Raw genomic sequence first — 18,601 nt, forward strand, 5'->3', positions numbered from 1 at the left:
TATTCAAAAGCCACCATTCTTAGCATCTGAATGGTGGCTTTTGCTTTTATTTTTTCTCTTCTGAGTCATGTCTTTTGGCGTTTTCAAGGCATTTATAATGTGGCTTCTCGTACGGATGTGTTGAAATGTTATAGATGTTATGTGCATGAGTATTTGGTGTAAGTTCGTTTACAATAACGATCATTTTATTGCTTAACGAGTGCTTGATGATCGTCAAACAGAATACACAGCTTAATATTGTTAAAGGTACGCGGCTAAAAAAGTGTTTGGTTGTGGTTCTTTTTATGTATGGAGTAAATACCTATGCGGATACGAATTTTGCCTCTATTACACTCGATAACGATGTCTTCGTGGGAAAAGACAATGGTTATACTAATGGCCTATATTTTTCTCTTTATAACGTGGGCGTTGGTTTAAGACCCAACTTTTGGGTAAGTCCACTTCTGTGGACAATGCCAAGAGGGTACGCAGAAAATAGAATAAACGTACACAGTATAGGGCAAACGTTAACGACTGCTGAAGACATTACTCAGGCTAACCCTCCAGAGGGATCACTACCTTATTCAGGCTTATTAAAATATACCAACACGCATATTGTTGTGGGGTCCCGTTTTACTGACTGGGTAAGCACCTCTGTTGGTATTGTCGGACCCGCAGCAAAGGGTAAGCAGACGCAAACAGAATTTCATGCACTGATTGGTGCTGAAAAGCCAATGGGTTGGGATACTCAATTAAAAAATGAATTCGTGTTTGGTTTTTCTCGTGGTCGTGCGATACGCGTTTTGGCATCTAGGTCTGATACTATGGATTTGTTGGCTGGCGGGCAATTAAGTGTTGGAACGATTAGCAGTGGGGTTAATGCGGCCATAATGTTGCGTCTTGGCCAAAATCTTAGAGATTCTTACCCAACGGTTTCGCTGGCAAGCTCTCGTGCTTCTAATCCAATTGCTGTCAATAATAGTTGGTTTGTGTATGCGGGTGTCTCTGCCAATTATGTTTTTAATCAAATCTTTACTGATGGCAATACGTTTCGGGACAGTCGATCTATTGATTATGATCATAACTATAACACTTTTATGACAGGCATTACCTACACTATAGGGCGAGATAGTTCTTTGTCATTTGCTTATCTTTCATCGTTTTCAGATGATGATACAGAGTATAGTCGTCAAACTGAGCGGCTAAATCGTTTTGGAACTTTGACCTTGGTATGGGAATTCTAGTGTGTTCCCCAATTTGATTGCGGACTATTTGCAAACAACGAGTAAGTTTAGGGGCAAAATTCTTAGAAAATCCTGCTATTGCGATTTAAATGTTATAAAGGCCAATTACCCAAGTTTTTAACACGAATCCCTTTTATAATGCGGTCAAATTTTTGCATTTGAATAGGTAGTGAACGTTGGACATGCAGAGTGAAAAAAAGCATAGAAAGAACAATATAACCTTGTTTAAACATTATTTTTTAGGTGTCTCTTTATTGTTTGGAGTACCTGCATACGCTGATACGCATTGGCTTTCAGCGACATTAGACAATGACTTTTTTGTCAATGAAGACAATGGTTACACCAACGGAATCTATGTCTCTTATTTTGACGTTAATGACTCCCCTGATAAGACGCAGCACCCTGGTTTTATGGTGACGCCTTTGATGTGGAGTATGCCAAGTCAACATTCGAGTGCCTCGGTTAACGTCTACAGTGGCGGTCAAACACTGACAACGCCCTACGATATCGAAGCAGAAGTACCGGCAGAGGGGACCTTTCCTTATTCAGCTCTATTAAGTTTTACCAATACTTATATTGCTGTTATGCCGGATTATGCCGACAGAGTCGCTACCACCATTGGACTGGTTGGGCCTCTCGCAATGGGAGAGCAAACTCAAAAAGCGGTGCATCGGGTGATCAGTGCTAAAAAGCCAAAAGGGTGGGATACACAATTAGAAAATGAAGTGGTATTTGAGTTATCGCGTGGTCGAACTTGGCGTTCTTGGGTATCCGATAGTGGTCATACAGACTTATTAACGGGCGCAGCAATGAGTGTTGGTACGTTAAGAAGTTCTGTTAGCAGCGGCTTCATGTTGCGTTATGGTCGAAGTCTTGATGACTCTTTTTCTACTGTATTACTCGTTGACTCTAGAACGTCTAATCCCATTGCCGTTGGCAAAGGCTGGTTTGTTTTTGCGGGTGTTGAAGCTGGTTATACCTTTAACCAAATATTCACCGACGGAAATACCTTTCGTGACAGCCGCTCGATAGATTACGATCATAACAACAATATGTTCACTTCCGGAGTCACTTACTCTTGGGGAGATGCCGCCTTGTCTTTTGCCATTAATTCTCCCTTTAGCTTTAGTGGCGATGAGCATGATCGAGAAATGGATAAGTATACGCGTTATGGCACGTTAACCTTTGCTTGGCAGATTTAACGGTTTGTTGCTAAGCATAAGAAAACCTTCTTTACTCATGCAAAGAAGGTTGTAGGGCATTAGAATGATCAGATAAAAGTGGTTAAATAATGTTTCCACTCTGGTGTTTTGCCATAGTACTTGCTGTGCTCTAGCCAAATGAACTTACTATTTTTTTCTATGATAAACGTTGGGTAACCACTGACTCGCCATTTGTCCATTAATCGATGGCTTTCCTGTACTTGGTCGATCATATTGGCTTCAGAGGCCGCTATTTTTTCGTTCCATGTGGCTTTGTCTAACCCCATTGAGACAGCAAGCTCTGCTAACGTATCCCATTCATCCAAATGTTTACCATCTTGATAATGGGCGACTTGAAGAGCGGCTAACATTTTGTGTGCTTCGATGCCCATTTCTCGGCCAACGAAAAAAGCGCGTGTTGTCGAGTAAGAATCCACCACATAATCACCTGCACCTGACACTCTTGCCTTATAAGCCTCACCAAAGTGCACGTTCGTCATGGCGGCAATTTGGCTATCAGTTTGCAAAATATGCTGCCTAAAAGACGAGTCAATGGCACGCTTTGGAATCATCCCACCCGGGTGGTAAATAATGTCGAATTCAGGCGTATTGGCTAGCACCTCTACCAGAGGAGACGCGCCGTAGCACCAACCGCACATGGGGTCGAAAAAGTAGTGTACCGTTACCATGTCATTTCACCTTTATGGACTTTAGCTGCGATGTCTAGGTTCAACGCACCTTGCGCCTCTGGGTATTTTGCCGTCATGGTTTTAATCAATTCGGCGCTGTTTTTACTGTCTTTCTTCGCTTTTTGGAACGCTGTAATATAGTCAAGTGAGTAAGCAATGGCGCTGGAATCCATATTGCTGCCCGCAGTCATATGACCAGGAATCACCATGCTCGGTTTCAGTGCCAGCATTTCTTGCAACTGTGCCGCCCACGCCGCTTGAGATTCATCGGACTGCGCATCGGCCATCCACAAGTGAATATTGCCAAATACCGCTACGTTACCCAAAATGGCTTTGTTTGCCGGAATCCAAAGATAAGGGCGGTGAGCCAAAACCCCTTCAGTCCCACGAATCTCAATAGTCTGACCATCAACCGTTAAGGTTGATTGAGTGTAAGCAGCTGGGACGATTGGATTGACGGGCGCATTGCTCCCCATCTTAGGTCCCCAAAAAGCCAATTTCCCCGTCAGTTTTTCCTCAATGACCTTTTTAACTGCAGGTGTCGTGATGATGTCCGCTTTAGGGAAAATAGCGTGTAGCGTCTCGGCGCCAAAGTAATAATCTGGGTCGGCTTGGCTAATAAAAATCGTTTTTAGTTCTTTCTTAGAGTCTAAGACTTTGGCGGCAATGCGCAGAGCGTCTGCTTTAGTAAAACCCGCATCAATCACCATGGCTTCGGTTTCGCCATAAACCAAGGTAGAAGTCACGCCAAAGCTACCTGCATTGGCATTGTAGACTTCTAAGGTGAGGGGGGCTGTATCTGCCGCCATGACAGAATGAGCAATAAGGGCTGATGCGGCAAATGATATAAGTTTTTTCATCTTTCTCTCCAAAGAGTGATTGTGTAATTCATGTGGTCATCATAGAGAATTGACGTGCTCGGAAAAATACACAAAAATGAGCATGATTGTTTCTTATATCGTACAAATAGGTGAGAAAAGATGGACAGAGTGATAGCCGCGAAAGTCTTTATTGATGTTGCCCAATCGCGGAGTTTTTCCCGTACGGCAGATCGATTAAATATGTCGCGCCCAATGGTCACACGCTATATCGAAGCCATGGAAGACTGGCTGAAGATTCGTTTGTTGCACCGCACGACACGAAAAATATCCCTCACCAGCGCGGGCGAAGCCTGTTTAAAAGACGTCGAGCTTTGGTTGGAGCAAGCCGATAAGATTACCTCACTCGCCAATAGCAATGAAGAATTGTCTGGTCTAGTGCGAATCACCTCGAGCATGTCGTTTGGTTTTTCTCAACTGATGCCTGCTATTCAGGACTTCATGGCGCAACACCCTAAAGTTCATATCGATATTGATTTAGAAGACAGCACCGCAGACTTAACGGAAAAAAGCATCGACCTCGCCATACGCATTGCCTCGAACCCAGATCCTTCTTTAATTGGTAAACCCATTGCCGTGTGTGAATCTGTGCTGGTGGCGTCTCCGGCTTACCTTGAAACCTCTCGCCAAACCATAGGTAACATTCAACATCCGCAAGACTTAATACACCACGATTGCTTGGGGTATAAAAACTTAGAACGTCACATCTGGCACCTCTCCCAGCATGACCAATTTGAATCTATTTCTTTGGATTGTCGTTTAAGCATCAACGAAGCCACGGCACTGTTACACGCCACACTTAACGGCATGGGGATTTGTCTGCAACCGACTTATTTAGCCAATCGCTACATTAACGACGGCAGCTTGTGCCACGTGCTACCAGAATGGAAACCCAAAGACCTGATTATCTACGCACTGTATTCGTCTCGAAAGCACCTTTCGCCCAATGTACGCGCCTTGATCGACCACTTGGAAAGCTACTTTGCCAAGCATCCTTGGTGATGAATCATAAAGAAAGGATTCCGCAATTCGAATTGTCAGTAAAGTTGACTGTATAAATCAGAGGATTAATTAGAGTTTATAAATAACCACCTCAGACTCTCTTATCTGTTCTAGCAAGGCTTGGTTGGTGAGATTGTTTTCATCAACCAAGTCGATCAGATATGGGCTGTTTAAATCGTCTAGGTTAATACGAAAACGTCGCAGTATGGTTGATTTTGATGTGAAGATTTAGGTTTTTAGTGTTAATATCAATAGATGTGTTTCACTGTGATATGGAAGGAGTTTCGTATGAGTAAAGTCAGGATGATTTCTCGCAAATCCAGAAAAGAACCTTTGCACGATTTAGCAACCTTACAAAAGCTGGCTGCTCAAGCTTCTCGTCGAGCGGTTCAGCAGGCTGAAAAATCGCATGTGTCCGCGGCTTATGTAAAAGACGGTAAATTGATCATGCGTAACCCAGATCATTCTATTACAGAAGTTAAATTACTGTCTGATCGTCCTCGTCTAAATGCTGAGGATCTGGTTTGGCAAGTCTAAGATTAATTGCTGGTCCTAATGGTTCTGGTAAGACAACATTAACTAAGTTACTCAGGGAAGAGTATGCTGTTCCACTTGGCCAATATCTTAATCCTGATGATATTGCTAAACACATTTCTTTTTCTTCAATCGATGATACTTTACCAGACAATACTTTTTTAGCCGCAAAACTTGCTCAATTCATTTCGGTAGGGCTTCGAGATGACTGGGTGAAAGATGGTTTGTCGTTCACTTATGAGTCAGTGATGAGTCATGAGAGTCATATTCAGTTTGTAGAAGGCGCTAAAAAAATTGGTTATAAGTCATATTTATACTATGTGTGTACTTCTGAAGTTGAGTTGAACAAGGCGCGTGTAGAGCAGCGAGTAAAGGAAGGCGGTCATACTGTTCCAGAGGACAAAATTGCTTCTCGTTACCAGCGCAGCTTAGAAAATCTTCATGAAATGCTCACAATCTGTCGTCGAGGTTTTTTGTTCGATAACTCGTCAACAGAAATGACATTTATTGCAGAAGTTACGCAGGATGGCTACCTAGATATTAAGGCGAAAGCGTTTAATGAAACACAACCTTATTGGTTTGTTGAGCATGTCGTCAAAAAGTGGATAAAAGAAAAAGTCCGCTTAATTCGTTAAACTAAGCACATCACATTTCATCTTCTACTTAAATCCTTTTCTATTTCCTAAAATACTCCGCCAAGGTTTGCCATTGTTGTTCTGACTGGGCGGCAAGCATTTCGCCGTCTAGCATGGCTGGGTTATATTCTTGGCCGTCGAGTGTTCGACAAACTCCGCCTGCTTCGGTGTAAATCAGTACGCCAGCGGCGTGATCCCATGGCAGCATTTTGTAGGTGAGGCTGAAGTGAAAGTGGCCTTGGGCGATTTGGCGATACGCTGGGCAAGAGGGCAGGTTATTGATGCGCACAAAGCGACTAGCTTTGAGGGCGAAGTCTTGTTTTTTCTGTCCGGTGTAGGAGTTAACGGACATGATGCCAAAGAGCTTATCGAGGTCGGTCTCTGCGGTGGTGCTGAGATGCAAGGCCAACGGAGCTTGAGTTGGCGTTTGATGCGTGCCTTTGTTACTCATGGCGTTGCGTTGAAAAAACGCCCCTTCGCCTCGATTGGCATAAACCCAGTCATCGTTTACTGGGTCGTACAGCAAGCCAAAACGTGTCACACCTTTCACCACCACAGCGAGTATCATACCAAACTCGGATAAACCATGGGCGTAGTTCCATGTACCGTCGATAGGGTCGATGATGACGCAGGTGTCAGCGGTAGCAATGTTGTCTGTGGTAGAAGGGTCTTCCGCCACGGCTTCTTCACCGACGATGTCCCAGTCTGGAAAGGCGTGTTGGATTTCTTTGGTAATAAAGGCTTCGCTGGCTTTGTCGGCCATGGTGACAAGGTCGGTGAGGCTGCTTTTGGTTTCGACATCCGCCGCGCTCAATTGACGAAAATTAGGCATGACGATCTCTTGGCCAGCTTGACGGACGATATTGATCAGTCTTTCTTGCGTTGCTTTATCGAGGTTCATTTTTCGTCACTCCTTTTGCATTCTCCAAGGTTCACAAATTATACGTGATGGGAGTGACGAATGGTTTATTGAATCTTGATTATTCTGCGATGTTTTTGTTAACTCATTTCTTAACAGGTTTACGCCAATTGCCTTGCGCCGCTGCTGTCACTTTGGTGGTGCAGTAGGTTGTCGACGGTGGTTTGGGCGATGTGGTTGAGTGCTTCGATGGTGAAGTAGCCTTGGTGGCCGGTAACAACGACGTTTGGAAAGGTGAGCATGAGCTGGAAGACGCTGTCTTGGATGATGTGGGAAGACATGTCTTCGAAGAAAATTTTGTTTTCTTGCTCATAGACATCTAAACCGAGGTAGCCAATTTTGCCCGTGTAAAGGGCGTCGATGGCTTCTTGCGCGTGGACCAGGGCGCCGCGGCTGGTGTTGATGATCATCACGCCATCTTTCATTTTGTCTAGGCTGTGTTTGTTGATGAGGTGATGGGTGGAGGCGTTCAAAGGGCAATGCAGGCTGATGATGTCACTCTGTTGGTAGATTTCTTCCAATGTGATGTATTCGCAGCCATGATCAATCAGCGCTTGTGACGGAGATAAGTCGTAACACAAAACGCGACAGCCAAAGCCTTTCATTATGCGGCAAAATGCCGCGCCGATGCGTCCGGTGCCGATGCAGCCAACGGTCTTTCCTGCTAGGTTGAATCCCATTAGTCCTTCAAGGGCAAAGTTGCCTTCTTTGACTCGGTGGTAAGCGCGATGGGTTTTGCGATTCAGGGTCATAATGAGTGCGACAGCGTGTTCGGCAACGGACGTCGGGCTGTAATCTGGCACGTGAAATACCTTGATGCCTTCGGCTTTGGCGGCTTCTAGGTCGACGTTATTAAAGCCTGCACAGCGCAAGGCAATGGTGTTAACCCCTTGTTGTTTTAACAGACGGATGACCTCGGCATTGACGTCGTCGTTGACAAAACAAGACACTGCATCAAAGCCCTTTACTAAGCTGATAGTCTCCATGCTGAGGCGACTTTCAAAATAGGTCATGGATAAGTCAGCTTCGTTTGTGAAGGTGGCGAGGGTTCTTTTGTCGTAAGGTTTACAGGAAAAAACAGCAACTTTCATAAAACGTGGTCCTGTCGTTTTGTTTAAAAGGGTCTGTTATTTATATCCTAAAAACCTCGGTAACGCTTGGGTTTCATTTATAAAGCTTGACGTAGCGCAAGAGAAAAGGGGCGAGGCATCTTACCTGTCCTGACCCCTTTTCTACTGTTTACTGAGATAAGATATCAAGGGTTTTAAGTAACCACTCGAGTTCTTGTTCGCTTTCTAAACGAGACGCCATGTTTTTTTCATGGTCCATGACTCGTCCACTGAGCGTTTGGAAAAACTTCTTGCCGTATTTGGTCATGAATAAGGCGTACGAGCGACGATCATTAACAGCAGGTCGGCGTTCTAGAATATCCATTTTTTCAAGTTTATCGACGGCAGCGACCATGGCGGATCTGTCATTGCCAAGCGCTTGCGCCACAGCGGTTTGCGTTAAGCCAGGGTTGCGTTCTACGATGGCAATAATGGCAAATAGACCCGGGCTAATACCCAAGTCAGAACATACTTCGGAGAACTTGCTAAAAAAGTTCAGTTGGGCACGGCGTAGGCGATAGCCAACGAGGTTATTGAGTATGCCAAAATCTACCGATTGGTCTGTATTTTTTGTATCGTCAGCCATGTGGGTCTCATTCTTTTTATTGGATAAACAGGCATTGTAATATAAAAATTGATATTGGTGTAATGCTAAACTGTTTAGGACTCTATAAGTGAAAAAGCTGGCGTGGTGCCAGCTTTTTGTTGCTTATTGTGTCGAGGTGACCACTAGCCAATTAGATGAACCAGTCCTAAGCTGATGCCTGGGAAGATAACCAGCAAGGCGACCCTAACAAAGTCTGAGATTAAGAAGGGAATGACCCCTTTGAAACAGTCTTTGAGTTTTAGGGCATCATCAAAGGATTTAATGATAAAGACGTTCATACCCACTGGTGGTGTAATCAGTCCAACCTCTACGACAATCAACGCGAGTATACCAAACCAAATCCCCAAGTCCGCTTGCGGTATACCAAAATCCATCACCATTATCATCGGGAAATAGATAGGAATGGTCAGCAATATCATGGCTAGACTGTCTAAGAAACAGCCCATTACCAAGTAAGTTAATAGCATGCAGACAAGTATGGTATAAGGCGATAAGCCTGAGTTCTGTATGAGTTCAACCCCTAAGTCTGGCAATCTGGATAGGGCAATAAAGACACTAAAAAGATCCGCGCCTAACACGATGAAAAAGATCATAGCGGAAGAAACAGCGGTTCGCATTAAGCAGACTAACAGGCCATCTAAACGCATTTTGCCATGAGTAAGCGCAAGAATAGCGGTTAAAATTACCCCGACGGAGGCAGCTTCTGTTGGGGTAAAAATCCCCATGTAAATGCCACCCAATACGGTCAAGAAAATCCCCGTAATGTGCCACACGTCTTTCGTGGATTTGATTTTCTGAGACCAGGTGGTTTTCTCGCCACGAGGTCCGGAATTCGGATAAATACGCACATAGATAGCAATGGCAAGAATGTAACCACCCGCTGCTAAAAAGCCCGGTATAAAAGCCGCGATGAACATTTTTGAAATATTTTGCTCTGTTAACACGGCAAAAATGATCAATACCATGGATGGCGGAATTAAGATACCTAATGTGCCACCTGCCGCGAGAGCACCAGCTGCTAAACTGCCAGAATAATTTAGGCGCTTCATTTCAGGGAGCGCCACTTTACCCATAGTCGACGCGGTTGCCAAAGATGAGCCACAAATAGCCCCAAATGCGGCGCAACCTGCAATGGCGGCCATGGCGATACCGCCCCGTTGACGACCAATCCAAGTATTACAAGTACGGAACAGCTCCGCTGTGATGCCTGAGCGGGTTGCGAGTTCTCCCATCAATAAAAATAAAGGCACGACCGACAAATCGTAAGTAGAAAATTTAGAAATGGGCGCCGTGCCAAGGTATTCCAACAAGGCCGGAAAGCCGCCAATAAGCGAATAGCCAACCGCGCCACAAACGAGCATGGTTAATGCAATCGGAATACGGATGCTCATTAGAACGAGCAGGGCTGCCATCATGAAAAAGGCCAGCTCAATATTACTCATGTTTGCCTCCAACGATCGCGTGGAACAGATTATACAGACCACACATGCCACAAAGTGTCATGGTGACAACGCCAACAACGTATATCCACCAAGTCGGTAAGGCGAGTAACATGGATTGCTCCATGTATTCCTTGGCTTCGAGTCCGCTAAGGCTCATTCGATAGGCAAAGAGAAACGCGACTACGGTAAAAATCAAATCGCTCAGCGTATCTAATTTAAACAGCGTGCTTGGTTTGCAATGTGCTGTAAATAGATCAACCACAACATGGCCTTTTCTGATGTAACATTCAGGCAGAAAAAGAAATATTGCCATGGCGAGACCCATTTCAGTGATTTCATAATCGCCTTCAATCGATTGACCAATGGTTGTTCTACCGATAATGCTGGCGACGGTGATCACCGCCAGCATTAACATGATAAAACCACCCGTTAGCGCAAATAGATTCGACAAACGACCTAGAACAGATCTGTGTATGTCTACAGTTAATTTGATCATGCTAACTCATCCAACTCGATGGCTTAAAAGTTTTGGTATTTCTGGATAAGAGCGTTAGCTTTATCCAAAAGGCGTTGAGCGTCATAGCCTTCCTTGTTCATGTCTTCTATCCATTGTGTTGTGACAGGGGCAAGGGTTGTTTTCCAGTGTTCGTATTCAGCCCCTTCAATGGTGTTGAAGGTGTTGCCACGATCAACCGCTTCTTTACGAGCTCCCACTTCATAAGCATCAAAGGCGTCGCCGATAAAGCCAGCTAGAGGTACACCAGAGTTTTGATCAATGACCTTTTTAAGATCGTCAGGCAATTTGGTGTAACTGTCTTTGTTCATTGCGAAAATGAAGAATTGAGTATAGAAGCCTCGGTCGCCTTTAAACTCGGTTTGGTGTGTCGCCAACTCTTGAATTTTCAGTGGCTTGACCACTTCGAATGGCAACGCGGTAACATCAATTACTCCTTTAGAAAGGGCGCTTGGCATGGTTGGCACTGGCATAAAGACCGTGTTGGCACCAATGATGTTCAAGGCGTCAGCAAGCATTTTGTTCGGCGCACGTACTTTAAGACCTTTTAGATCTTCCAATGTTTTAATGTCTTTTTCACGGGAGTGAAGTGACCCTGGGAAATGCGTGTGCATAGCAAGTAGGTGCACATCTTTTAGTTCATCTTGCATTTCGGTTTCGGCGTATTCTTGTAAGGCCATACTGGTCACACGGGCGTTAACCGGCACAAAAGGCAATTCGAACACAGTGGCTTTGGGGAAGCGTCCAGGTGTATAACCACCTACTGTCCAAGTAACGTCAATGATGCCTTTACGTACTTGGTCGAATAATTGTGGAGGGCTACCGCCTAGTTGCATAGAAGGATACAGCTCGATCTTAATGCGGCCATTGGAATCCTTCTCAACTTGTTCAGCCCAAGGCTGTAAGAAGTTGGCGTGCGCATTAGATGCGGGAGGGAGCATATGATGAAGCTTAAATGTGTATTCAGGATCTGCCGCGATGGCATTGATCGACATGATAGAGCCTGCAATTAGGGCCAAGCTTTTTAGTTTGAGTTTATTCATTTTAATCACCTGATTGTTTTTGTTATATGAGTGCTTTTTTCATTGTTAAAGCGATGGCAAATAGTGATATTTGCCATTCTTTTTCACATTCCTTCCTAAGAATAATACCTTTTTGACACAAATTGTTGTGCTTTTCAACAATCGCCTTTATAGAATTTTCACTCAAGGTATTCAAAAAAAGTAACGCCCTCAAAAAAAGTTTGTAATAAAAATAGTTGTAATGTACAACATTAAAAAATCCCCAACTAATTAAACAAATATAAAACAGATGTGAGGGTAAAAATGAGTAAGGTTATTTCCCTAGCGCAAGCCGCCAATTTAATCCCTGATGGTGCCAATGTAGCTTGGTCTACAGTGGGTATGTCGTATTTTGCCGAAGGTGTTGCTAAGGCCGTTGAGCAACGCTTCATCGAGACAGGTCACCCACAACAGTTAACGTTAATTCATGACTGTGGTTGTGGTAATGGTAAAGAGGCTGGCATGTCACACATGGCGCATCCGAATTTGGTGAAGCGTTTGATCTCTGGTCATACCGGTCAAGCGCCCAAAATGGCGCAGATGATCACAGACAATGCGATTGAAGCGTATCTGCTGCCGCAAGGTGTATTGACGACCATGTGGCGTCAAATTGCGGGTAACAAGCCTGGAGTCATCACCAAAATTGGTATGGGGACTTATGTCGATCCTCTGGTCAGTGGCGGTAAAGTCACGTCTTTAACCACAGAAGATCTGGTTAAACGCATCAATATTGAAGACGAAGAGTGGCTACTTTATAAAAAATTCCCATTAGATGTGGTGGTCATTCGCGCCACAACCGCGGACGAAAATGGCAACCTATCAGTGGAAGAAGAAGCCATGTTGGCGGAAATCTTACCGATGGCGCAGGCGGCTAAAAACAGCGGTGGCATTGTGATTGCGCAGGTGAAATACATTGCTGAGCGCCATTCTATTCACCCTAAAGAAGTCAAAGTTCCCGGTGTATTGGTAGATTACATTACCGTCGCACCAGCCGAAGATCATAAACAAACCATCACGACGACTTACAATCCAGGCTTAGCCGGTAACTCTCGTGTACCGTTAAATGCCTTACCGCCTATGCCATTTAGTGATCGCAAAGTGATTGCCCGTCGTGCTGCGATGGAACTGAAAGCCAATGTCATGGTGAACCTAGGGATAGGTATGCCGGATGGTGTTGCGGCGATTGCTGCGGAAGAAAAAGTTTCTCACTTATTCACCTTAACCACAGAACTTGGCACATACGGTGGCATTCCCGCGTCAGGCGGTGACTTTGGCGCGGCATGGAATGCGGACGCCATTATTGAGCACGAAGCGCAGTTCGATTTTTATGACGGCGGCGGTTTGGATATTGCCTTCTTGGGACTGGCGCAAGCCGACAAAGACGGCAATTTAAACGTCAGTAAGTTTGGTCCAAAAGTCGTCGGGCCAGGTGGTTTTATCAATATTTCTCAGAGCGCGAAGAAAGTGGTGTTCTGCGGCACCTTGGTGAATGGCGCCAAGCTTGGTTTCGAAAACGGCAAGATGAAAGTGCTAGAAGAGGGTAAGGTGCAGAAGTTTGTTGACGCCGTGGATCACATTACCTTTAGTGGTGCGGTCGCGCGCGCCAATCATCAGCCCGTGGTGTTTGTCACTGAGCGTTGTGTGTTGGAACTTCGCCCAGAAGGCATGGTGCTGACCGAAATTGCCCCCGGATTGGATTTAGAAACCGACGTTTTGAGCATGATGGCGTTTCGTCCCATCATCGCCGATGACCTGAAAACCATGCCAGCCGCTATTTTTGCTGAGCAATGGGGTGGCTTGGCCAGCATCATGGCATCCGATGTTCAGTCATAAAAACAACAATAATCGATAAGCGAGAAAATCTTATGTCTATCAAGAATGTCGAAATTCCTTACGGCGCTTATTGGAGTACGCCGTTCACTAAGTGGCAAGGCTCATTACAGCATTTGCATTCAATGAAGTTTGCCGCCCATGTGGCGAAAGCCGAGTTAGCCAAACGTCATATCGATCCGTTGATTTTTGACTCAGGCGTATTGGGCATGACAGTGAACCAGTACCAATCTTTCAACGGTGCGCCTTGGCCTTTGTATGACATTGGTGCGGTAAACACCGCAGGCCACGCAGTGAATCAAGTGTGTGCGACCAGTGCGCGTGGTTTGTTTGCTGCGGCGTCAGAAATTGTCTGTGGTATGGCAAAGGTGTCTTTGTTGATCACGGCAGATCGTTGCTCAAATGGCCCACATATTTATTATCCGAATGCCAAAGGCCCAGCTGGCGCGTCAGAAGATCAAGTGACTTACAACATGATGAACGATTGTGTTGGCGGCCATTCGATGATGCAAACCGGCGAAAACGTGGCTAAGCGCTTTGATATTACCCGTGAAGAATTGGATCTGGTTACTTTCCGTCGTTATGAGCAGTATCAAGATGCGTTAAAAGACGATCAAGCTTTTCAAAAGCGTTATATGACGCTGCCGTTGTCTGTGCCAACCGCTAACTTCAAAAAAGAAGAAACGGTTATTACGGGTGATGAAGGGGTGTTCCCAACGACGCTAGAAGGCTTGCAGAAGCTGAAGCCCATTCAAGAAGGCGGAGTCATTACCTACGGTAACCAAACGCATCCCGCTGATGGTAATGCGTCGGCGATTCTTTGTCGCTCAGAAGACGTGGCATCCCTTACGGCTCGTCCTGAAATCAGAATTGAAGTGCTAGGTTTTGGGCAAGCACGCGATGATTTGGCTTATATGCCAGCCGCGCCCATTGAGGCGGCGAAACGCGCCCTAGCGGTAGCGGGTATTGATATCAAACAAGTCTCCGCTATTAAAACGCACAACCCATTTGCGGTGAATGATGTGGCTTTGGCGAAAGCCATGGGCATCGATGTGATGACGATGAATAACTATGGTTGTTCGTTGATTTGGGGTCACCCTCAAGGGCCAACCGGTATGCGCGCCATTATTGAGCTGATTGAAGAGTTGGTCATAAAAGGCGGCGGTTATGGTTTGTTTACAGGCTGCGCGGCAGGTGATACCGGTATGGCGGTGGTTATCAAGGTTTCAGATCGCTCATTATAAAATTTTAAAGGTAATCCAAGATGACATATCAATTTATTAATTACAGCGTAGAAAACGGCATCGCGCATTTGCAGCTGAATCGTCCAGAGAAAAAAAATGCCATTAATGATCGCTTGTGTCTTGAAATCGAACAGGTGTTTTTGAATTTAACCGATGATGTCAATGTCATTGTGTTTTCTGGAAATGGCCCTGAATTTTGCTCTGGTCTGGATTTACAAGAGCATAAAGCCCGTGAGCCGTTTGAAGTGGTGAAGCATTCCAACATGTGGCATCGGGTGTTTGGTCATATTAGTGATTCTGGTATTCCAGTGGTCGCCGCTATGCATGGTGCTGTGATTGGTGGTGGTTTGGAGCTGGCGATTTGTGCCCATGTGCGAGTCAGTGAAGAAAATACTTTCTATCGTTTACCTGAAGGCAAGCATGGCATTTTTGTTGGTGGTGGTGCGTCTGTCAACGTGGCGAATGTGATTGGTGCGAGTCGGATGACAGAGATGATGTTAACGGGCCGAGATGTAAGAGCGGACGAAGGGTTGCGCATAGGTTTGGCACATTATGTGGTTGGTAACGGTGAAGCCTTGGCGAAAGCCTTTGAGATAGCAGAAGGCATTGGCAAAAACTCGAAATATTCCAATTGGGCAATGACGACTGGGCTTAGTCGTATTAGCAATATGTCGGCACAAGAGGGTTTGTATACCGAGTCACTACTTTGCGGTATCACGCAAACCAGCGACGAAGTAAAAGCGCGTATTGAGGCGTTTTTGAACCGCAAGAAAAGTTAAGAGGTTTTGCTTGTGGCAATGCATAGCATGAGCCTTGGTATTCAATTCACTTGCGCCTGTTTCGCAAGCTCAACGCGTCAGCGTGAATCAAATACTAAGGCTCTTTTTATCAAGGAACGAGGGGAGTCTTGGTATTCAGTTCTTAAAATAAAAAGCACTTGCGCCTGTTTCGCAAGCTCAACGCGTCAGCGTGAATCAAATGCCAAGATTCTTTTTATCAAAGAACAAGGAAAAGACTGAATAAATCTGCCCTTTGTCATAAAAATAACAGCAAGATCAGGAGTATTTAGATGCAAATTCAAGACAAACATTTTGTGGTGACCGGTTCGGCTTCGGGTATTGGTGAAGCGGTTGCGCGTCGTTTACATGGTTTGGGGGCGAAAGTCACTTTAGCCGATGTGAATGAAGCGGGCTTGGCCCGTGTGAAGGCGGACCTTGGGGAACGAGTACAAGGTTGTGTGACAGACATCGTTGATGAAAATTCGGTACAAAGTGCGATTGACAAGGCCGTTGAAGCGTTTGGCCCAATCAGTGGTTTGATCAACTGTGCGGGGATTCCGGGCGCAGAACGTATCGTTGGTCGTGAGGGTCCACATCGTTTGGCATCGTTTCAGCGTGCGGTGTCAGTAAACTTAATCGGTACCTTTAACATGATTCGCTTGGTGGCTGACAAGATGCAGCACAACGAACAAGAAGCGAATTTAGAGCGTGGTGTGATTATTAATACGGCGTCTGTGGCGGCGTTTGATGGTCAGATTGGTCAAGCAGGCTATGCGGCTTCTAAAGGTGGGGTTTGTGCTATGACGCTACCGATTGCCCGTGAGTTAGCACGCTTTGGTATTCGTGTGATGACCATAGCGCCAGGCTTGTTCAAAACCCCCATGATGGATGTATTGCCAGAAGAGGTGCAAAAGTCTTTGGGCGAATCTGTGCCATTCCCACCGCGTCTTGGCGAGCCAGATGAATACGCTGCGTTAGCGCAACATATCATTGAAAATGGCATGCTCAATGGCGAAGTGATTCGTCTTGATGGTGCGATTCGTATGGCTGCGAAGTAGTTTGATGATTGTATTCTGGAGTCGATGATGACCTATCTAGCGCCTTATAAAGATATGCAACGGCTGGTGGCACAAGCCTATCATCAACAAGATTTAGCGGCGCTGGAGTCGCTAGACGGTTTTGATCCTGAGTTGGCCAATGCGGTGATGGAAGAAGCGGCGAAATTCGCCGCTGGCGTGCTTGCGCCATTGAATTCCGTTGGCGATGTGCAAGGCTGTCGCTTTCAAGACGGCCATGGGCAACAGGGAAAAGTCATCACACCAGATGGCTGGCAAGAGGCGTATCAGCAATTTGCTGCATCAGGTTGGATTGGTCTGGCGTTGCCAGAAAAATTTGGTGGACAAGGCCTTCCTAAGTACATCGCTCAGCCGGTTAATGAAATGTGGTTGTCGGCCAATTTGGCCTTTGTGATGTTTCAAGCCTTGGCTCAGGGCGGTTCAGAGATTCTATTGAACTTTGCCAGCGACGCCATTCAAAACCGCTATTTGCCCAACATTGTGAGTGGTGGATGGACCGTGGCAATGGCGTTGACCGAGCCGAATGCCGGATCGGATTTAGGGGCGTTGAATACTAAGGCCATTCTCCAGTCTGACGGTACGTATAAAATCAAAGGGCAGAAGATCTACATTACCTATGGTGAGCACGATCTGACGGACAATATTGTTCACTTGGTGTTGGCGAGAACCCCCGATGCGCCAGCAGGGAGTCGCGGCATTTCGTTATTTATCGTGCCCAAGTATCGGGTGACGGACAACGGGGCGTTAGGGGAGTACAACGATATTCGTTGTACGGGCATTGAGCACAAAATGGGACTTCATGGCAGCCCAACCTGCTCCATTAGTTATGGCGATCAAGACAATTGTATTGGCGAATTAGTGGGGGAGCTGAATCAAGGCTTAATGGCGATGTTTGTGTTGATGAACGAAGCCCGTTTAAGTTGTGGTTTGCAAGGTGTGGCCTTAGGTGAATTAGGTTATCAACGTGCTTTAGCCTACGCCCATGAGCGCACCCAAGGCACTAACAAGCAAGGCGAAAAAGTCGCTATTGTCGAACACGCTGATGTGAAGCGCATGTTGTTAGACATGCGTTCGGAAACCTTTGCCTTACGTGCTTTGGGTTATCAGATTGCGGCGCAAATTGATGCGACCGAGGCGGCTGATCATTCCTCGAAAAACAGTCAATCGAAAAAAGACCGAGTCGCTTTGTTGACGCCGATCTTTAAAGCCTTTGCCACTGAGCGCGCCAATGTGATGGCGGGGCAAGTGGTTCAGGTGTTTGGTGGTATGGGCTTTGTGGAGGAAACCGGTGTGGCGCAAATCATGCGTGATGCACGGGTTACGACGATTTATGAAGGCACAACGGGGATTCAAGCCCGAGACTTGATGTTTAGAAAAGTGCGTGGTGATCAGGGTAAGGCGATAACTGAGTTGTTGGCAGAAATGGCTCAACATATTCGCCCTTTTGAGTCAGACGCGATGTTGGCGCCTATGGCGAAAGAAGCCTTGCAAGTGCTTGCTGCGGTGGAAGCTGTATTGAGTTCACGCTTGTTAAGTGATGACTCTGATATTGAGTCTCTGCATGCCGTATCTGTGCCATTTTTAGAGGCGATGGGTGTGTTGTGTTGTATGTGGCAGCTTTGTAGCACCTTATCCTATCAGCAAGCACAGGACAGTCATGACGTCTCTTACGAGCAAAATATTAAGGCCATGGTGGCTTTTTATGGTGCTTACCGTTTGCCGTCAGCCATGGCGGCGTTGAAGGTCGTTGAAAACGCTGGCTTAGGCCTTAGCGAATATGAATTTTAAAATAGGCCGTAAGGTCTGAAGTCGAGAAAACAATAATAATTCGGCCGTGGTTTATAAATCACGCCCTAA

18 protein-coding genes are annotated in these 18,601 nt (G+C 45.7%); 10 read left to right on the forward strand and 8 right to left on the reverse strand.

Translation table 11 applies throughout. From position 1 onward, the window contains the following. Positions 1-284: 284 nt before the first annotated feature. On the forward strand, positions 285-1,223 hold the full coding sequence (locus DK187_RS06200; protein ID WP_111606644.1) for a lipid A deacylase LpxR family protein: 939 nt from the start codon (positions 285-287) through the stop codon (positions 1,221-1,223). A 254-nt stretch (positions 1,224-1,477) separates the two neighbouring features. Then, positions 1,478-2,425, forward strand: a complete 948-nt coding sequence (locus DK187_RS06205; RefSeq protein WP_223232330.1) for a lipid A deacylase LpxR family protein — start codon at positions 1,478-1,480, stop codon at positions 2,423-2,425. A 68-nt stretch (positions 2,426-2,493) separates the two neighbouring features. Here DK187_RS06205 and DK187_RS06210 read toward each other — a convergent pair whose 3' ends face one another. Both DK187_RS06210 and DK187_RS06215 read right to left on the reverse strand, forming a co-directional pair. Next, positions 2,494-3,114 carry a DsbA family protein gene (locus tag DK187_RS06210; protein WP_111606478.1) on the reverse strand — a complete coding sequence of 207 codons (621 nt, stop codon included), beginning with the start codon at positions 3,112-3,114 and terminating at the stop codon, positions 2,494-2,496. Next, a complete protein-coding gene (locus tag DK187_RS06215) occupies positions 3,108-3,974 on the reverse strand; it encodes an MBL fold metallo-hydrolase (protein ID WP_111606479.1) in 867 nt (288 codons plus the stop codon). The genes DK187_RS06210 and DK187_RS06215 overlap by 7 nt, the downstream gene beginning before the upstream one ends. A gap of 120 nt (positions 3,975-4,094) precedes the next feature. Here DK187_RS06215 and DK187_RS06220 point away from each other — a divergent pair, with 120 nt between their 5' ends. The 3 genes from DK187_RS06220 to DK187_RS06230 all read left to right on the forward strand — a co-directional run bounded on the left by DK187_RS06220 (position 4,095) and on the right by DK187_RS06230 (position 6,163). After that, positions 4,095-4,994 (forward strand): LysR family transcriptional regulator, encoded by a 900-nt coding sequence (locus DK187_RS06220; protein ID WP_111606480.1) that lies wholly within the window; start codon positions 4,095-4,097, stop codon positions 4,992-4,994. 288 nt (positions 4,995-5,282) lie between these two features. Further along, positions 5,283-5,531, forward strand: a complete 249-nt coding sequence (locus tag DK187_RS06225) for a hypothetical protein (RefSeq protein WP_111606481.1) — start codon at positions 5,283-5,285, stop codon at positions 5,529-5,531. Continuing rightward, the gene (locus tag DK187_RS06230; protein WP_111606482.1) at positions 5,519-6,163 is read left to right on the forward strand and encodes an ATPase; all 645 of its coding nucleotides are present in this window, start codon (positions 5,519-5,521) and stop codon (positions 6,161-6,163) included. The genes DK187_RS06225 and DK187_RS06230 overlap by 13 nt, the downstream gene beginning before the upstream one ends. 40 nt (positions 6,164-6,203) lie before the next feature. Here the strand turns inward: DK187_RS06230 and DK187_RS06235 are convergent, their stop codons facing one another. From DK187_RS06235 to DK187_RS06260, 6 genes are all read right to left on the reverse strand, one after another. Further along, on the reverse strand, positions 6,204-7,064 hold the full coding sequence (locus DK187_RS06235; RefSeq protein ID WP_111606483.1) for an inositol monophosphatase family protein: 861 nt from the start codon (positions 7,062-7,064) through the stop codon (positions 6,204-6,206). 119 nt (positions 7,065-7,183) lie between these two features. Continuing rightward, positions 7,184-8,173, reverse strand: coding sequence for a 2-hydroxyacid dehydrogenase (locus DK187_RS06240; protein ID WP_111606484.1), 990 nt, complete (start codon positions 8,171-8,173; stop codon positions 7,184-7,186). Positions 8,174-8,321: 148 nt separating this feature from the next. Beyond that, complete coding sequence (locus tag DK187_RS06245) at positions 8,322-8,777, reverse strand: MarR family winged helix-turn-helix transcriptional regulator (RefSeq protein ID WP_111606485.1); 456 nt, start codon at positions 8,775-8,777, stop codon at positions 8,322-8,324. A gap of 143 nt (positions 8,778-8,920) precedes the next feature. Beyond that, positions 8,921-10,240 carry a TRAP transporter large permease gene (locus DK187_RS06250; RefSeq protein ID WP_111606486.1) on the reverse strand — a complete coding sequence of 440 codons (1,320 nt, stop codon included), beginning with the start codon at positions 10,238-10,240 and terminating at the stop codon, positions 8,921-8,923. Next, a complete protein-coding gene (locus tag DK187_RS06255; RefSeq protein ID WP_111606487.1) occupies positions 10,233-10,736 on the reverse strand; it encodes a TRAP transporter small permease in 504 nt (167 codons plus the stop codon). The genes DK187_RS06250 and DK187_RS06255 overlap by 8 nt, the downstream gene beginning before the upstream one ends. Positions 10,737-10,759: 23 nt before the next feature. After that, the gene (locus tag DK187_RS06260; RefSeq protein WP_111606488.1) at positions 10,760-11,797 is read right to left on the reverse strand and encodes a TRAP transporter substrate-binding protein; all 1,038 of its coding nucleotides are present in this window, start codon (positions 11,795-11,797) and stop codon (positions 10,760-10,762) included. A 282-nt stretch (positions 11,798-12,079) separates the two neighbouring features. Here DK187_RS06260 and DK187_RS06265 point away from each other — a divergent pair, with 282 nt between their 5' ends. The 5 genes from DK187_RS06265 (at position 12,080) to DK187_RS06285 (ending at position 18,532) form a co-directional block, all read left to right on the forward strand. After that, positions 12,080-13,648 (forward strand): acyl CoA:acetate/3-ketoacid CoA transferase, encoded by a 1,569-nt coding sequence (locus DK187_RS06265; RefSeq protein WP_111606489.1) that lies wholly within the window; start codon positions 12,080-12,082, stop codon positions 13,646-13,648. Positions 13,649-13,680: 32 nt separating this feature from the next. Next, a complete protein-coding gene (locus DK187_RS06270; protein WP_111606490.1) occupies positions 13,681-14,889 on the forward strand; it encodes a thiolase family protein in 1,209 nt (402 codons plus the stop codon). 20 nt (positions 14,890-14,909) lie between these two features. Beyond that, entirely contained in the window at positions 14,910-15,668 is a 759-nt protein-coding gene (locus DK187_RS06275) for a crotonase/enoyl-CoA hydratase family protein (protein WP_111606491.1), read from the forward strand. Positions 15,669-15,958: 290 nt separating this feature from the next. Next, positions 15,959-16,726, forward strand: coding sequence for a 3-hydroxyacyl-CoA dehydrogenase (locus DK187_RS06280; RefSeq protein WP_111606492.1), 768 nt, complete (start codon positions 15,959-15,961; stop codon positions 16,724-16,726). Positions 16,727-16,750: 24 nt separating this feature from the next. Further along, positions 16,751-18,532 carry an acyl-CoA dehydrogenase family protein gene (locus tag DK187_RS06285; RefSeq protein ID WP_111606493.1) on the forward strand — a complete coding sequence of 594 codons (1,782 nt, stop codon included), beginning with the start codon at positions 16,751-16,753 and terminating at the stop codon, positions 18,530-18,532. The last annotated feature ends 69 nt before the right edge of the window (positions 18,533-18,601 follow it).

Origin of the sequence: Marinomonas arctica (assembly GCF_003259225.1) — a bacterium.
Lineage (GTDB): Bacteria > Pseudomonadota > Gammaproteobacteria > Pseudomonadales > Marinomonadaceae > Marinomonas > Marinomonas arctica.

What these genes read in the sequence shown, in the direction of transcription:
- DK187_RS06200 (WP_111606644.1), top strand. Translation starts at nt 285, where the DNA reads ATGTATGGAGTAAATACCTATGCGGATACGAATTTTGCCTCTATTACA.
- DK187_RS06210 (WP_111606478.1), bottom strand. Translation starts at nt 3,114, where the DNA reads ATGGTAACGGTACACTACTTTTTCGACCCCATGTGCGGTTGGTGCTAC.
- DK187_RS06215 (WP_111606479.1), bottom strand. Translation starts at nt 3,974, where the DNA reads ATGAAAAAACTTATATCATTTGCCGCATCAGCCCTTATTGCTCATTCT.
- DK187_RS06220 (WP_111606480.1), top strand. Translation starts at nt 4,095, where the DNA reads ATGGACAGAGTGATAGCCGCGAAAGTCTTTATTGATGTTGCCCAATCG.
- DK187_RS06225 (WP_111606481.1), top strand. Translation starts at nt 5,283, where the DNA reads ATGAGTAAAGTCAGGATGATTTCTCGCAAATCCAGAAAAGAACCTTTG.
- DK187_RS06235 (WP_111606483.1), bottom strand. Translation starts at nt 7,064, where the DNA reads ATGAACCTCGATAAAGCAACGCAAGAAAGACTGATCAATATCGTCCGT.
- DK187_RS06240 (WP_111606484.1), bottom strand. Translation starts at nt 8,173, where the DNA reads ATGAAAGTTGCTGTTTTTTCCTGTAAACCTTACGACAAAAGAACCCTC.
- DK187_RS06245 (WP_111606485.1), bottom strand. Translation starts at nt 8,777, where the DNA reads ATGGCTGACGATACAAAAAATACAGACCAATCGGTAGATTTTGGCATA.
- DK187_RS06250 (WP_111606486.1), bottom strand. Translation starts at nt 10,240, where the DNA reads ATGAGTAATATTGAGCTGGCCTTTTTCATGATGGCAGCCCTGCTCGTT.
- DK187_RS06255 (WP_111606487.1), bottom strand. Translation starts at nt 10,736, where the DNA reads ATGATCAAATTAACTGTAGACATACACAGATCTGTTCTAGGTCGTTTG.
- DK187_RS06260 (WP_111606488.1), bottom strand. Translation starts at nt 11,797, where the DNA reads ATGAATAAACTCAAACTAAAAAGCTTGGCCCTAATTGCAGGCTCTATC.
- DK187_RS06265 (WP_111606489.1), top strand. Translation starts at nt 12,080, where the DNA reads ATGAGTAAGGTTATTTCCCTAGCGCAAGCCGCCAATTTAATCCCTGAT.
- DK187_RS06270 (WP_111606490.1), top strand. Translation starts at nt 13,681, where the DNA reads ATGTCTATCAAGAATGTCGAAATTCCTTACGGCGCTTATTGGAGTACG.
- DK187_RS06275 (WP_111606491.1), top strand. Translation starts at nt 14,910, where the DNA reads ATGACATATCAATTTATTAATTACAGCGTAGAAAACGGCATCGCGCAT.
- DK187_RS06280 (WP_111606492.1), top strand. Translation starts at nt 15,959, where the DNA reads ATGCAAATTCAAGACAAACATTTTGTGGTGACCGGTTCGGCTTCGGGT.
- DK187_RS06285 (WP_111606493.1), top strand. Translation starts at nt 16,751, where the DNA reads ATGATGACCTATCTAGCGCCTTATAAAGATATGCAACGGCTGGTGGCA.